The sequence below is a fragment of the Pseudoalteromonas aquimarina genome (assembly GCF_049257255.1).
GTDB lineage: Bacteria > Pseudomonadota > Gammaproteobacteria > Enterobacterales > Alteromonadaceae > Pseudoalteromonas.
In genome coordinates this window covers 431,454-443,861 of record NZ_JBMMUG010000002.1, presented here as the reverse complement: position 1 = coordinate 443,861, position 12,408 = coordinate 431,454, and the positions used below count along the sequence as shown (strand labels likewise).

General features: G+C 38.9%; 17 protein-coding genes. 16 read left to right on the top strand and 1 reads right to left on the bottom strand.

What is annotated here, in order from left to right; all coding sequences use genetic code 11:
* Positions 1 to 133: 133 nt before the first annotated feature.
* From AAEU29_RS06980 to rpoS, 11 genes are all read left to right on the top strand, one after another.
* Positions 134 to 868: a substrate-binding periplasmic protein gene (locus AAEU29_RS06980; RefSeq protein WP_421972644.1), complete on the top strand. Its 735-nt coding sequence runs from the start codon at positions 134 to 136 to the stop codon at positions 866 to 868.
* A gap of 80 nt (positions 869 to 948) precedes the next feature.
* Positions 949 to 1,422 (top strand): DUF2947 family protein, encoded by a 474-nt coding sequence (locus tag AAEU29_RS06975; protein ID WP_421972643.1) that lies wholly within the window; start codon positions 949 to 951, stop codon positions 1,420 to 1,422.
* 237 nt (positions 1,423 to 1,659) lie between these two features.
* The gene (locus AAEU29_RS06970; protein ID WP_421972642.1) at positions 1,660 to 2,292 is read left to right on the top strand and encodes a hypothetical protein; all 633 of its coding nucleotides are present in this window, start codon (positions 1,660 to 1,662) and stop codon (positions 2,290 to 2,292) included.
* Between the two features lie 8 nt (positions 2,293 to 2,300).
* Positions 2,301 to 2,585 (top strand): cell division protein FtsB, encoded by a 285-nt coding sequence (ftsB, locus tag AAEU29_RS06965; RefSeq protein WP_274762161.1) that lies wholly within the window; start codon positions 2,301 to 2,303, stop codon positions 2,583 to 2,585.
* Positions 2,572 to 3,282, top strand: a complete 711-nt coding sequence (gene ispD, locus AAEU29_RS06960) for a 2-C-methyl-D-erythritol 4-phosphate cytidylyltransferase (RefSeq protein WP_421972641.1) — start codon at positions 2,572 to 2,574, stop codon at positions 3,280 to 3,282. The genes ftsB and ispD overlap by 14 nt, the downstream gene beginning before the upstream one ends.
* Positions 3,273 to 3,746, top strand: a complete 474-nt coding sequence (gene ispF, locus AAEU29_RS06955) for a 2-C-methyl-D-erythritol 2,4-cyclodiphosphate synthase (RefSeq protein ID WP_421972640.1) — start codon at positions 3,273 to 3,275, stop codon at positions 3,744 to 3,746. Before ispD ends, ispF begins: the two co-directional genes overlap by 10 nt.
* On the top strand, positions 3,739 to 4,779 hold the full coding sequence (gene truD / locus AAEU29_RS06950; protein WP_421972639.1) for a tRNA pseudouridine(13) synthase TruD: 1,041 nt from the start codon (positions 3,739 to 3,741) through the stop codon (positions 4,777 to 4,779). The genes ispF and truD overlap by 8 nt, the downstream gene beginning before the upstream one ends.
* Positions 4,757 to 5,521 (top strand): 5'/3'-nucleotidase SurE, encoded by a 765-nt coding sequence (gene surE, locus AAEU29_RS06945; RefSeq protein ID WP_421972638.1) that lies wholly within the window; start codon positions 4,757 to 4,759, stop codon positions 5,519 to 5,521. The genes truD and surE overlap by 23 nt, the downstream gene beginning before the upstream one ends.
* Positions 5,511 to 6,152: a protein-L-isoaspartate(D-aspartate) O-methyltransferase gene (locus AAEU29_RS06940; RefSeq protein WP_421972637.1), complete on the top strand. Its 642-nt coding sequence runs from the start codon at positions 5,511 to 5,513 to the stop codon at positions 6,150 to 6,152. The genes surE and AAEU29_RS06940 overlap by 11 nt, the downstream gene beginning before the upstream one ends.
* An 8-nt stretch (positions 6,153 to 6,160) precedes the next feature.
* On the top strand, positions 6,161 to 6,985 hold the full coding sequence (locus AAEU29_RS06935; RefSeq protein WP_421972636.1) for a peptidoglycan DD-metalloendopeptidase family protein: 825 nt from the start codon (positions 6,161 to 6,163) through the stop codon (positions 6,983 to 6,985).
* Positions 6,986 to 7,048: 63 nt separating this feature from the next.
* On the top strand, positions 7,049 to 8,005 hold the full coding sequence (gene rpoS, locus AAEU29_RS06930; protein ID WP_421972635.1) for an RNA polymerase sigma factor RpoS: 957 nt from the start codon (positions 7,049 to 7,051) through the stop codon (positions 8,003 to 8,005).
* 44 nt (positions 8,006 to 8,049) lie between these two features.
* Here the strand turns inward: rpoS and ispB are convergent, their stop codons facing one another.
* Entirely contained in the window at positions 8,050 to 9,021 is a 972-nt protein-coding gene (ispB, locus tag AAEU29_RS06925; protein WP_421972634.1) for an octaprenyl diphosphate synthase, read from the bottom strand.
* A gap of 290 nt (positions 9,022 to 9,311) precedes the next feature.
* Between ispB and rplU the strand changes: the two genes are divergently transcribed.
* The 5 genes from rplU (at position 9,312) to AAEU29_RS06900 (ending at position 12,200) form a co-directional block, all read left to right on the top strand.
* The gene (gene rplU / locus AAEU29_RS06920; RefSeq protein ID WP_010560932.1) at positions 9,312 to 9,623 is read left to right on the top strand and encodes a 50S ribosomal protein L21; all 312 of its coding nucleotides are present in this window, start codon (positions 9,312 to 9,314) and stop codon (positions 9,621 to 9,623) included.
* 17 nt (positions 9,624 to 9,640) lie between these two features.
* Positions 9,641 to 9,898 carry a 50S ribosomal protein L27 gene (gene rpmA / locus AAEU29_RS06915; protein WP_010560931.1) on the top strand — a complete coding sequence of 86 codons (258 nt, stop codon included), beginning with the start codon at positions 9,641 to 9,643 and terminating at the stop codon, positions 9,896 to 9,898.
* Between the two features lie 115 nt (positions 9,899 to 10,013).
* Positions 10,014 to 11,171, top strand: coding sequence for an Obg family GTPase CgtA (gene cgtA / locus AAEU29_RS06910; protein WP_421972633.1), 1,158 nt, complete (start codon positions 10,014 to 10,016; stop codon positions 11,169 to 11,171).
* Between the two features lie 82 nt (positions 11,172 to 11,253).
* Entirely contained in the window at positions 11,254 to 11,754 is a 501-nt protein-coding gene (folA, locus tag AAEU29_RS06905) for a type 3 dihydrofolate reductase (protein ID WP_421972632.1), read from the top strand.
* A 71-nt stretch (positions 11,755 to 11,825) separates the two neighbouring features.
* Entirely contained in the window at positions 11,826 to 12,200 is a 375-nt protein-coding gene (locus AAEU29_RS06900) for a DUF3718 domain-containing protein (RefSeq protein WP_421972631.1), read from the top strand.
* Positions 12,201 to 12,408: the final 208 nt, after the last annotated feature.

The following is a 12,408-nucleotide window of genomic DNA, read 5'->3' as shown; positions in this document are numbered from 1 at the left end:
GGGCACCTTTTAGACTAAACTGGTATGATGTGTAAGTGTGTCATATTAAGTGATTAAGTAAAGTATGAAGTTGCTGCAAAATGTGGTCTTTAAGGTTGAGTTTAAGTGAAATTGGATTAATTTGGAGCGCAAAATGAGATTAGGATGTTTATTTTTATTAAGCGTTTTTTTATTTTCTCCGGCTACTTTTTCAAATACTAATGACATTAGCAAACCAGTTCGATGGGTGACGGACTCCTGGCCAAATTACACAAGTCAGGATGGTACAGGCTTATACCATGAGCTGATGCGCTCTATATTTTATGAAGCTAACGAATTTAATGTGCAGTATGCACCTTGGCTGCGCTCTTTAGAGCTGGTTAAATCAGGTGGGGCAGATTTAACAGGGGCGATGCCATTAAATCCAACCTTTATAATGTCAAAGCATATTGTATTAAGTCAGCCTATCTCGCTGTTAGTTCGAAAAGACCGTTATGCCAAAGTGTCTGAAAGTGATTTACCTAAATTGGTTGGTGTATGGCGTTCTGGCTACAAAAATGAACTATTAAACGATACGATAAAGCCTTTGGTTAATGGCGTAGAAACGGAAAACACTGAGAGTGGGTTTAACTTAGTGAGGTATAAGCGTGTAGATTACCTTATTGATGTACGCACAATCTTAGCAACGCATTTAGCAAATCAGTCTGATAAAGCTGAATTTCAACTTATTGATATTAGCTCACTTAATTTATATATGGCTTTTTCCAATTCAGTAAGAGGTCAATACATTGCAAATCTGTTTGATATGCGCTTTTCCGAATTAGAAAAGTCAGGTCGGCTTAGTGAGATTTATCAAAAATACCAACAAGTAGTTCCTAAAAAATTATAAGGCAAGCTGGCTCCACAACGGTTCTGCTTAAATAGGGATTTATGGTATAGTTTCGCGACTTGTTACAGATTTGATAAAGCATGAATTATATATCCCTTGATGATTTTAAATATGCATGGGCATTTCGTCATCAGCAGTTACCTATTGATGATTCTTTACTCGCTAAAATAAAACCAATGTCTGAAAGTCGTGCGACAAATTTATGGGCTACTTTTGTCAGTTGTGAAAAAGATCACCCCGATTTTTTTGATAACAAAGATTGGCCAGGAAATGGCAAAACTTGGGTGAACTCGGTTAAATGGGAGTCAGCTTGGGATAACGATGATGCATTGCCAGATGAAATCATTAATCACCTCGATTGGGATGAAAATACGACTGTGTATTTTTGTTTATCTCGCAAGCACGTTATTGAAACTGATTGGCGAACCTTTAAAGCAACATGGTTAAACTTTTTATTTATGAGTGATGGCAGTTTGCTAATTGGTAAAAAACGTCATCAGGTGGTGCAGTTTTTAGAAACTGGATATGCCAAGCTGGGCAAGCGCATAGATTAAATTACCTATCGTAATTGTTTACTGGTAGCAATTGCGAAAATATCTCACATTTTTCAATTTTTTCATTTATCTTACTGTCGTTCAGTAAGGTAAATTAACTCTATACTTATTCTTCCTTTAAGTGCTGAATACCGTCTTATTTCTTGGCGTATCATTTTTAAGCTATTGTCGATGTTACATCCAATTTTATTATGATGTACTATGGTTAATTAAGTGTATTCGCTAGGTTTTTTATCAGTGCAATCAGGATGTGAAGAGCAAACAGAGTTATGGCGCAGTTCGTCACGCAGTAATGCGTACAATGCGTTATGTAATACTTTTTATGTTCGGGAGATTCATCGCTTAAGCAAAGAGCAGTTTGGTTCAGTTGAGCGATTGCAACGACGCTTTGCTAGTTTGCCTTATTACATTGAAAAAGCCGCGAATCATATTTTAGAAGGCAACAGCCCGCTTACCTTAGATACACAAAACGGCAGTTGGATCGCGAAACAGTCACGTGCAATACCAAAAGTTGATGAAGAGAAAAACCATCAATTCTTTAGCCAAAATGTATTTGTCGGCTTAATTATTCCTGTTTTAGTATATGACGCTGAGTATTCAACTGTTAGAATCGATAGTGTTGATGAAGTAACAAGCTCGGGTTTTCATTGTAATCAATTTGGTTGGGTTGCAATGTCTGGAAGCTCCCAAGAAAATACGGGAATACAAGTATTAAAACCGAGCAAAGCGGCATTTTCAGCTGCTTGCTGCGGGCATGTTTGGTTGCTTTCACGAGCGACAACCCCGCGTGTATTAACATTACGCGAAATGTTGCTCGCAGCACGAATAAACTGGCAAGATTTTAAACGCCCATTTATAACTCAAAAATAGAATTTACCATGCGATTATTTCAACTAGCTTTGTTGTGTTTGTTTGCAAGTTTGCAATACCAGTTATGGTTTGGCCATCATGGTGTTAAAGACTATCGAAAGCTGCAGTCAGCGGTTGAACAACACACTGAAGTGAATACTCGATTAGAACGACGAAATAAGCTTTTAAAAGCGGATGTGGAAGATCTAAAACTTGGTTTAGAGGGCATTGAAGAACGTGCTCGAAATGAGTTAGGGATGATCAAACAAGGCGAAACATTTTTTCGCGTAACACATAAAAATGACAGATATTAATCCTTCTATCGCATTTGTTGTGCCTGCTGCTGGTGTGGGTGCACGAATGCAAGCTAATAAGCCTAAGCAATATATCCATCTTGGTGAAAAAACAGTATTAGAACACACAATTGGCAAGCTAAAAGCAACCTTGCCTGATGCGCTGATTATTATTGCGATTAGTGATAGTGATGCTTATTTTAAAGATCTCACATTACCTGAAAATGTAATTACCGTAACGGGCGGAAAAGAGCGTGCCGACTCAGTATTAAATGCATTAAATTACTTATCACATAATTTTTCAATTGAGTGGGTGCTAGTGCACGATGCTGCGCGTCCACTTGTTTTACCAAGTGACATACTAAAATTGATATCTCAGTGTCAAACGACTCAATGTGGCGGTATTTTAGCCAGTAAAGTGCGAGATACGATTAAGCAAGGTACCTCGTTTGTTGAAAATACAGTACCAAGAGACTCGCTTTGGCAGGCACAAACTCCACAAATGTTTTTATTGGATGAATTAACTAATGCAGTGTCAAATGCATTAGCTCAACAGGTTTCAATAACGGATGAAGCCTCAGCGATTGAGTGGGCTGGTGGCAAAGTGCAACTAGTTGAAAGCCGAGCTGATAATATTAAATTAACGACCCCTGATGATGTAGCAATTGCAGAATTTTTAATTGCGAAACAACTTTTGGAGATAGATAAATGCGAATAGGACATGGTTATGACGTGCACAAGTTTGGTGGTACAGGTCCTCTTACAATTGCCGGTGTAAAAATCGATTATGAATTTGGCTTTATCGCACACTCTGACGGTGATGTTGCAATTCACGCACTATGTGATGCAATTTTGGGTGCACTTGCACTAGGGGATATTGGTAAACACTTTCCTGATACGGCCTCTGAATTTGAAAATATAGACAGCCGAATTTTACTGCGTCATGTTGTGTCATTAATGGAAGAACGTGGCTATTCCGTTGCCAACACAGATATAACTATAGTGGCGCAAGCACCAAAAATGGCTCCTCATATTGAAGCGATGCGTGCGGTGATAGCTGATGATCTAAAGATAAATATTGATCAGGTTAATGTTAAGGCGACAACAACAGAGAAACTTGGCTTTGCTGGTCGAAAAGAAGGTATTGAGAGCCACGCGGTAGTGTTACTTACAAATGGATAATTTAACTTATCTTTACGGAAAACCGAATGCGACAGCTGAGTTTAAAAGTTCAGCTGAGGATTTTCGCGTTGATGAAGAGCTTGGTTTTGAGCTGACAGGTTCTGGTGAGCATGTGTGTTTGCAGGTGCTTAAAAAAGGCGAGAATACACAATTTATAGCGAAACAAATTGCCAAAATCGCTGGCACACAAGCGCGTAATGTTAGTTATCCAGGATTAAAAGATCGCAACGCAGTAACCTCGCAATGGTTTAGTGTGCCTGTCCCTATCAAGAAAGAAGCTGATTTCTCTTCTCTTAATAGTGATAGCGTAAAAATATTGCAGCAGGTAAGGCATAACCGTAAGCTCAAAACAGGATGCCATAAGGCAAACCGCTTCACGATTGTGTTACGTCATTGTAGCTCGGTAAGCGAAGTGCTAACGCGTATCAATGCTGTAAGACAAGGTGTTCCAAATTACTTTGGCGCTCAACGCTTTGGTCATAATGGGCATAATTTAGAATTGGCAGAGCAATTATTTGCAGGCAAAGAAATCTATGATAAAAAATTGCGCGGCATAATAATATCAGCTGCGCGTTCGCATATTTTTAATCAGGTTGTTAGCCAACGAATTGCGCAATATGGCATTGCAAAAACAATGACAGAAGAAGTATTTTTACTGAACGGTAGCAATGCCTTTTTTAAAGAAGAGATAAGCCTTGAAACCGTTAATCGCCTTGCTAGTGGTGATATACATTTATCTGCGCCTTTAGCAGGCAAAGGTGAACAAGGTGTCACAGAGCAAGAACAAACTTGGCTAGCGCCTTTTGCCTCTTGGTGTGAGAGCCTTGCTCAACTAGGCCTTAAATCTGAGCGCAGAAATATGCGCCTTTATCCAGAAAAATTTGAAGTACATCATGTAGATGAAGATGTGATAGAGTTTAGTTTTGCACTGCCCAAAGGGTGCTTTGCAACGGCAGTATTACGTGAGCTTGCACTGTGCCAAGATGTATCTGTAAAGAATAAGGAAAATAATGAAAATCTTGCTGAGCAATGATGACGGTGTAAATGCAAAGGGCATTGAAGCTTTATATTTAGCGCTGTCTCAAATTGCAGAAGTCACCGTTGTGGCGCCTGATCGTAACTGTAGTGGTGCAAGTAATTCACTTACTTTACTAAACCCCTTAAGAACCCATACACATGAAAATGGCTTTATCTCAGTTAATGGTACACCCAGTGATTGTGTTCAATTAGCCATAAATAAACTGGTTGATTTTACGCCAGATATTGTTGTGGCAGGTATAAATAATGGGGCAAATTTAGGTGATGATACGCTGTATTCGGGTACTGTTGCAGCTGCTTCAGAAGGGCGATTTTTAGGTTTGCCTGCAATTGCAGTATCTTTGTGCTCAAAAAAAGAAGAAAACTATGACACAGCTGCTGCCGTAGCCGTCTCTATTATTAATGAAATTAAAGCGCATCCACTAGAGTCAGATCAAATAATCAACTTAAACGTACCAGACATTCCACTTTCAGAACTTAAAGGCATTAAAGTTACTCGTTTAGGCTCTCGTCATAAAGCCGAAACTATGCAAGAGCAAAGTGACCCTTGGGGACGAAAAATTTATTGGTACGGCCATTTAGGTGAAGCGCAAGATGCTGGTGAAGGGACTGATTTTCATGCGGTAGCGAATGGATTTGCCTCTGTTACTCCGCTTACTGTTGATATGACAGCAAAATCGAGCCTTAAAAAAATGGAAACCTGGATTGAAGGATTGAATATTTCAGGTGTTAAATAATTATAGTCGTAGCGCACATCAATTGGCGCAGCTTTTATATCAGCAAGGAATTCGATCGCAAAAAGTGTTAGACGCTATTGCATCAACACCTCGTCATATGTTTGTTGATGATGTTTTAAAACATAAGTCGTATCAAAATACGGCTTTGCCTATTGGGCTTGGGCAAACGATTTCACAACCTTTCATTGTTGCAAGAATGACTGAGTTACTTTTGCAGCTAACAAGTCCTTCGGCAACTGTATTAGAAATTGGCACAGGCTCAGGCTATCAATCAGCTATTCTAGCGCAGTGCTTTGAGCGTATTTATTCAGTTGAACGAATTAAAGCATTACAGTGGCAAGCAAAAAGAAGGTTACAGCAGTTAGATTTATTTAATGTGGTAATGAAGCATGGTGATGGTTGGCAGGGTTGGCATGCCAATGCACCTTATGATGGTATTATTGTGACTGCCGCAGCAAGTGAAATTCCACAAGCTTTAGTTGAACAATTAAATGATGGTGGTGTGCTAATTTCTCCAATAGGTGAGCATCAGCAGCATTTAGTCGCAGTAAAACGGCAAGGAAAAAGTTTTATTACACAAACCTTAGAAGAAGTAAGATTTGTTCCATTAGTCGCTGGTGCGATTGATTAGGAGTAAATATGCGTTTATTTCTACAGCTTTTTACTTGCATTATATGTTTACAGCTAATCGCATGTAGTAGTAGAACAACGCCTGCCCCTGTTGCAAATCTCACATCTGGTAAGACTAGTTCGCAACAAAAAATTAAAATTAAAGGAAGTAACTATAAAGTTAAAAAAGGTGAAACCTTATATTCAATTGCTTTTAGATCAAACAAAGACTTTCGAGATCTGGCTAAGATCAATGGTATTAAAGCCCCTTACACGATCTTTCCAGGCCAAATCTTACAGTTAAATGCTCCTATCAAAAGTCAAAAAAAGCCTAAAAATTACACTGATAAGACCAGCAAGTCTACTAAAACTATACAAAAAAATAACAATTCATTAAAAAAACCGCTTGATCCCAAAAAACAACAAGAGTATGTTGAAAATCAAGCCAGTTTAAAAAAGCAACAAAAAGTAGCTCAGAGTAGTGACAAGTTGCGATGGTATTGGCCTGCTAAAGGCCGTGTAGCAAGGAAATTTTCAGGAAAAGAAAATGGCTACAAAGGGATACTAATAAAAAATAAATCAGGGACTGATATTCTTGCAGCAGCAGATGGTATTGTTGTTTATGCGGGAAGTGCGTTAAGAGGGTACGGTAATTTAATCATTGTGAAACATAACGATGATTATCTAACTGCTTACGCTCACAACCAAAGAATTTTGGTTAAAGAAAAGCAAAAAGTTACAGCTAGGCAAAAAATTGCCACGATGGGTAACTCCGAAGCCAAGTCTGTAGGGCTTAGATTTGAAGTGAGATACCGCGGAAAATCGGTTGACCCATTAAGGTATTTGCCACGCTAAGTTAGTTGGGGCGCGAACGTGTTTTAGTGTTTAAAGGTCACTGAATGACTCGGGAGGATGCTTATGGGACGCACAAAGAAAGAAAATACTGAAGATCTAATCATCGATATGGATGTAAAAGATGAGGATCTTGAAGAGATAGAAGATACAGAAGACGAAATCTTCGCTAAAGAAGAAGTTGTTAAAAACTTAGATGCTACACAACTATACCTAGGCGAAATCGGCTTTTCACCATTACTTAGTGCAGAAGAAGAAGTATTTTTTGCACGCAAGGCCTTACGTGGTTGCGAAGCATCACGAAAACGTATGATTGAAAGTAATCTACGTTTAGTAGTGAAGATTGCGAGACGCTACAATAATAGAGGTTTAGCATTATTAGATCTGATCGAAGAAGGTAACTTAGGTTTGATCAGAGCGGTAGAAAAATTTGATCCTGAACGTGGATTTAGATTCTCTACATATGCAACTTGGTGGATCCGTCAAACGATTGAACGCGCGATAATGAATCAAACGCGCACTATTCGACTGCCCATCCATGTTGTTAAAGAGCTTAATGTTTATCTTCGTACTGCTCGTGAATTAACGCAAAAATTAGATCACGAACCAACAGCAGAAGAAATAGCAGAAAAGTTAGATCGTCCAGTTGAAGACGTAAGTAAGATGCTGCGTTTAAACGAAAAGATTAGCTCAGTTGACACTCCAATTGGAGGGGATTCTGATAAGGCACTGCTGGATATTATTGCTGATGAAAAAGGGCGTGGTCCTGAAGGTGAAATTCAAGACCAAGACATTCACAATAATATTGTTCACTGGCTTGAAGAGCTAAATGCAAAACAGCGTGAAGTGTTAGCAAGACGATTTGGTTTACTCGGTTACGAACCTTCTACATTAGAAGATGTGGGTAAAGAAATTGGATTAACACGCGAGCGAGTTAGACAAATTCAAGTTGAAGCGCTTCGTCGTTTAAAAGAGGTGTTAACGCACCAAGGATTAAATATTGAATCGCTGTTTAGAGCGTAAAATAAAAAAACCGCTGATTTCAGCGGTTTTTTTATAGATAAAATTTAATACTTTCTATCAACAGATATTTTGGCAAGTGCTATCAATGCATCTTTGTAGTCTGATTCTGGTATCACAGATAGGTAGTTAATTGCTTTCTGTGCTTCTTCTTGTGCTTTTTGCATTGTAAGTGACAAGGCATTAGTTTCATCTAAAACGGCTAAGACTTTATCTAGGTAGTCTTTGCCATCCGCTTTTTCAATTGCACCGCGGATCAAATTTCTTTGGTCTTCAGATCCATTCTGCATTGCATAGATCAAAGGCAGTGTTGGTTTTCCTTCGGCAAGATCATCACCAATAGATTTCCCTAGTTCAGCTTGATTAGCACTATAATCAAGTACGTCATCAACAAGCTGAAAAGCTGTTCCTAAATGCATTCCATAGAATTTTAGTCCGTTAATTACCTCATCACTTTGCTCGGTAATAATTGCAGCTAATTCAGTTGCAGCTTCAAATAACTTAGCTGTTTTACTATAGATAACTTGCATGTAGCTATCTTCAGTTGTATCTGGATCATTACAATTCATTAACTGTAATACTTCACCTTCTGCAATCACATTAGTCGCATGGGCAAAGATATCCATTACTTGCATTTTATTAAAACCAACCATTAGCTGGAATGCACGAGTGTAAATAAAATCACCAACTAAAACGCTTGCTGCATTACCAAATTCAGCATTTGCTGTAGGATTTCCACGACGAAGTAATGACTCATCAACAACATCATCATGAAGAAGAGTCGCTGTATGGATAAACTCAACAATTGCAGCTAAACGAACATGTTCTTGGCCTTGGTGCCCAAGAGCTTTTGCAGCAAGAATTGATAAAATAGGACGAATTCGCTTGCCACCGCTGTTGACAATATAAAGACCTAACTGATTAACAAGTGCGACATTCGATTGCAGCTGCTGCTCGATGAGTTGATTAACTGCTAACATATCTTGTTCTGTTAAGGCTTGGATCGCTTTGATATCCATGAGTCTCCAAGTTTAAAGGGGAAGAGCCACATATTTGCCGGGGATTGTACACTATTTTTGGCTTTTAGTAGAATCAATATTTTATGTAAAATAATGGTTTTCTAAGTGGACATAATTGGGTAGAATTGGCGCCAATAATATCAAATTTTTAAGTGCGTCTTTCGAAACGCAACATTATTAGTCTTTTTTATAAAAATAGGCTTGCGCAATGGTCTAATTTCGCGTAGACTTCGCGCCCTATCGAAGATTATTAAGTTGCGTCGATTTGAGGGCGCAGAACGGAGTTAATTATGTACGCGGTTTTCCAAAGTGGTGGTAAACAGCACCGTGTGACTGAAGGTCAAACGATTCGCCTTGAGAAATTAGAGGCTGAAACTGGTGCAGCAGTAGAATTTGACAAAGTATTACTTGTTGCAAACGGTGAGAAAATCGAAATTGGTGCACCTTTCGTAAATGGCGGTAAGGTTACAGCTGAAGTTGTATCTCATGGTCGTGGTGAGAAAGTTAAGATCGTTAAGTTTAGACGTCGTAAGCATTCTCGCAAGCAAATGGGTCACCGTCAGTGGTTCACTGAAGTTAAAATCACTGGCATTAACGCTTAATTTAGAGGTACAGAAAGATGGCACATAAGAAAGCAGCTGGTAGTACTCGTAACGGTCGTGATTCAGAAAGCAAACGCCTAGGTGTTAAGCGCTACGGTGGTGAATCAGTTTTAGCGGGTAACATCATCGTTCGTCAACGTGGTACTAAGTTCCACGCTGGTACTAACGTTGGTATGGGTAAAGACCACACTTTATTTGCAACTTCAAACGGTAAAGTTCAGTTTGAGCAAAAAGGTCCTTTAGGTCGTAAATACGTAAGCATCATTGCTGAGTAATCCCTAAAAAATTTTAAAAAGCCCCGCAAATGCGGGGCTTTTTTTGTTTCTTGATTACGCACACCCTGATTGTCTTGTATAATGAAAACATTCTAGGCTGTGTAAGGCTAAATATATGAAATTTGTAGATGAAGTTGAAATTCGCGTTGAAGCTGGTGATGGCGGTAGCGGTGTAGTTTCATTTCGCCGAGAAAAGTTTGTTCCTGATGGTGGCCCTGACGGTGGCGACGGTGGTGATGGCGGTAGTGTTTTTATTGAAGCCGATGAAAACTTAAATACCTTGATTGATTACCAGTTTGAGCGTTTCCATAAAGCTGAGCGCGGTACTAATGGTGCTGGTCGCAATATGACAGGGAAAAAAGGGGAAGATCTCACTTTGAAAGTACCTGTAGGTACTCGCATTGTTGATGTCGACACTGCCGAAGTACTAGGTGACTTAACGCAACATGGCCATAAAATTATTGTTGCTAAAGGTGGCTTTCATGGACTTGGTAACACCCGTTTTAAATCAAGTACGAACCGTGCCCCGCGCAGAAAAACGCTTGGAACACCAGGTGAAATCAGAAACCTTCGTTTAGAGTTATTACTTCTTGCTGATGTTGGTTTGTTAGGCCTGCCTAATGCTGGTAAATCGACATTTATCCGTAGTGTGTCTGCGGCAAAACCAAAAGTGGCTGATTATCCATTTACTACACTAGTGCCTAACTTAGGCGTTGTAAGACCAAGCCAAAATCAATCATTTGTAATCGCTGATATTCCAGGGCTTATTGAAGGTGCTGCCGAAGGTGCAGGTCTTGGTATACGTTTCTTAAAGCACTTAGAGCGTTGCCGTGTTTTACTGCACATAATTGATATTATGCCGGTTGACGGTTCTGATCCGGTAGAAAATGCTTACACTATTTTAGGTGAGCTTGAGCGCTACAGCCCTGAGCTTGCTGCAAAACCTCGTTGGTTAGTATTTAATAAGATTGACCTCTTATTAGATGATGAAGCTGATGAGTTATGTGCTGAAATAGCTGAAGAGTTAGAAGCAGAGAAAACATATAAAATTTCAGCATTTAATAAAATTGGTACAGAGCAACTGTGTTTCGACATTATGCAGTTACTAGAGTCAATGCCAAAAGAAAAGTTTGTTGTAGAAGATGAACAGGCTGAAGTTGAGTTTAAGTGGGATACATACCATGAAGATCAGTTGTCAGATTTTGATGATGACGACGATGATGAAGATTGGGATGAAGATGACTACGATGTAGAAGTCGTGTATCAACGATAATTAAAGGTGCTTGCGCACCTTTTTTTATATTTAATAAAAAAGTACTAATAATAAATTACTAGGTTAAAAGTATTAATTTCTTATGATGATTTCAATGATAGCTGCGATGGCTAATAATCGTGTTATTGGTAAAGATAATGATATGCCTTGGCACCTTCCAGCAGATTTAAAACACTTTAAAGCAGTCACCTTAGGCAAACCCGTGATAATGGGGCGCCGCACATATGAGTCTATCGGGCGCTTACTCCCAGGAAGAGATAATATAATCATTACGCGAAATAGTGACTATGTTATTGATGGTGCAATAATGGCTGAAAGCCCAGAGCACGCCTTGTCGCTAGCTGGTGATGTTGAAGAGGTGATGATCATCGGTGGTGGAAAAATTTACTTAGACTTTTTAACCCGAGCAGATCGTCTATACTTAACTCATATCGATTTGGATGTTGAAGGTGATACACAGTTTCCTGACTACGAAGCAGTTGCGAATTGGGAAATATTAGAAAGTACTAGTTTTTCACCTGATGAAGTCAATCAATATCATTACCGATTTGTTATTTATAATAAATTAGGGTTAATTTCTTGAAGAGAATTTAACTTGTTGTTAGAATTGTCATCAACAAGTTAAGTATAAAGTGCTACTAAGGTTGCTGTACCATGAAATTATCAACATTTTTAATCACTCTTTCTTTATCTTCGGCTGCGTTACTGAGCTCTCACACAGTAAATGCAAACGAGCAGCTAGCTGCAAGTTTGTGTGACTACGTTGCTGCAGATGATAAAAGTCGTATTCGTAAAACGCTGAAGGATTCTCGCGTAAAGCTTCGTAACATATATGCTGGCATTAGTTGTGGTGGTAACAACTTAATTCGTCACGCGATTGTTAGCGGTGCTGATGGTACAGGTGAGTACATTGTTAAGCAGTTGCCAAAAAGTGATTTAGAGGCTGGCGGTGATGTAGCGTGGGCTGATGCTAATGGTCACTCAGGTTCAGCTGTTATTACTGCATTAAAGGAACGAGCAGGCCTTTAATAAGTTATCTTCCCTTTGACTAAAAGCCAGCTGCTAAGCTGGCTTTTTTGTGCCTATTTAATACATACTGAAATAATACTTAGAGTTTCTTAATGTACACCCTGTAAAAGAGCTAATGATTTTTTATAAGCAAATTATAAGTAACCATTAATATCTCTTTAAAGCGAAATTAATGGTTGTATTATTTCTTTAGGAAATTAAATTTGCA

Coding starts and splice junctions, on each gene's coding strand:
- rpoS (WP_421972635.1), top strand. CDS start 7,049: ATGGGACGCACAAAGAAAGAAAATACTGAAGATCTAATCATCGATATG.
- ispF (WP_421972640.1), top strand. CDS start 3,273: ATGCGAATAGGACATGGTTATGACGTGCACAAGTTTGGTGGTACAGGT.
- ispD (WP_421972641.1), top strand. CDS start 2,572: ATGACAGATATTAATCCTTCTATCGCATTTGTTGTGCCTGCTGCTGGT.
- ispB (WP_421972634.1), bottom strand. CDS start 9,021: ATGGATATCAAAGCGATCCAAGCCTTAACAGAACAAGATATGTTAGCA.
- rpmA (WP_010560931.1), top strand. CDS start 9,641: ATGGCACATAAGAAAGCAGCTGGTAGTACTCGTAACGGTCGTGATTCA.
- folA (WP_421972632.1), top strand. CDS start 11,254: ATGATGATTTCAATGATAGCTGCGATGGCTAATAATCGTGTTATTGGT.
- cgtA (WP_421972633.1), top strand. CDS start 10,014: ATGAAATTTGTAGATGAAGTTGAAATTCGCGTTGAAGCTGGTGATGGC.
- AAEU29_RS06900 (WP_421972631.1), top strand. CDS start 11,826: ATGAAATTATCAACATTTTTAATCACTCTTTCTTTATCTTCGGCTGCG.
- truD (WP_421972639.1), top strand. CDS start 3,739: ATGGATAATTTAACTTATCTTTACGGAAAACCGAATGCGACAGCTGAG.
- AAEU29_RS06975 (WP_421972643.1), top strand. CDS start 949: ATGAATTATATATCCCTTGATGATTTTAAATATGCATGGGCATTTCGT.
- ftsB (WP_274762161.1), top strand. CDS start 2,301: ATGCGATTATTTCAACTAGCTTTGTTGTGTTTGTTTGCAAGTTTGCAA.
- AAEU29_RS06935 (WP_421972636.1), top strand. CDS start 6,161: ATGCGTTTATTTCTACAGCTTTTTACTTGCATTATATGTTTACAGCTA.
- rplU (WP_010560932.1), top strand. CDS start 9,312: ATGTACGCGGTTTTCCAAAGTGGTGGTAAACAGCACCGTGTGACTGAA.
- surE (WP_421972638.1), top strand. CDS start 4,757: ATGAAAATCTTGCTGAGCAATGATGACGGTGTAAATGCAAAGGGCATT.
- AAEU29_RS06980 (WP_421972644.1), top strand. CDS start 134: ATGAGATTAGGATGTTTATTTTTATTAAGCGTTTTTTTATTTTCTCCG.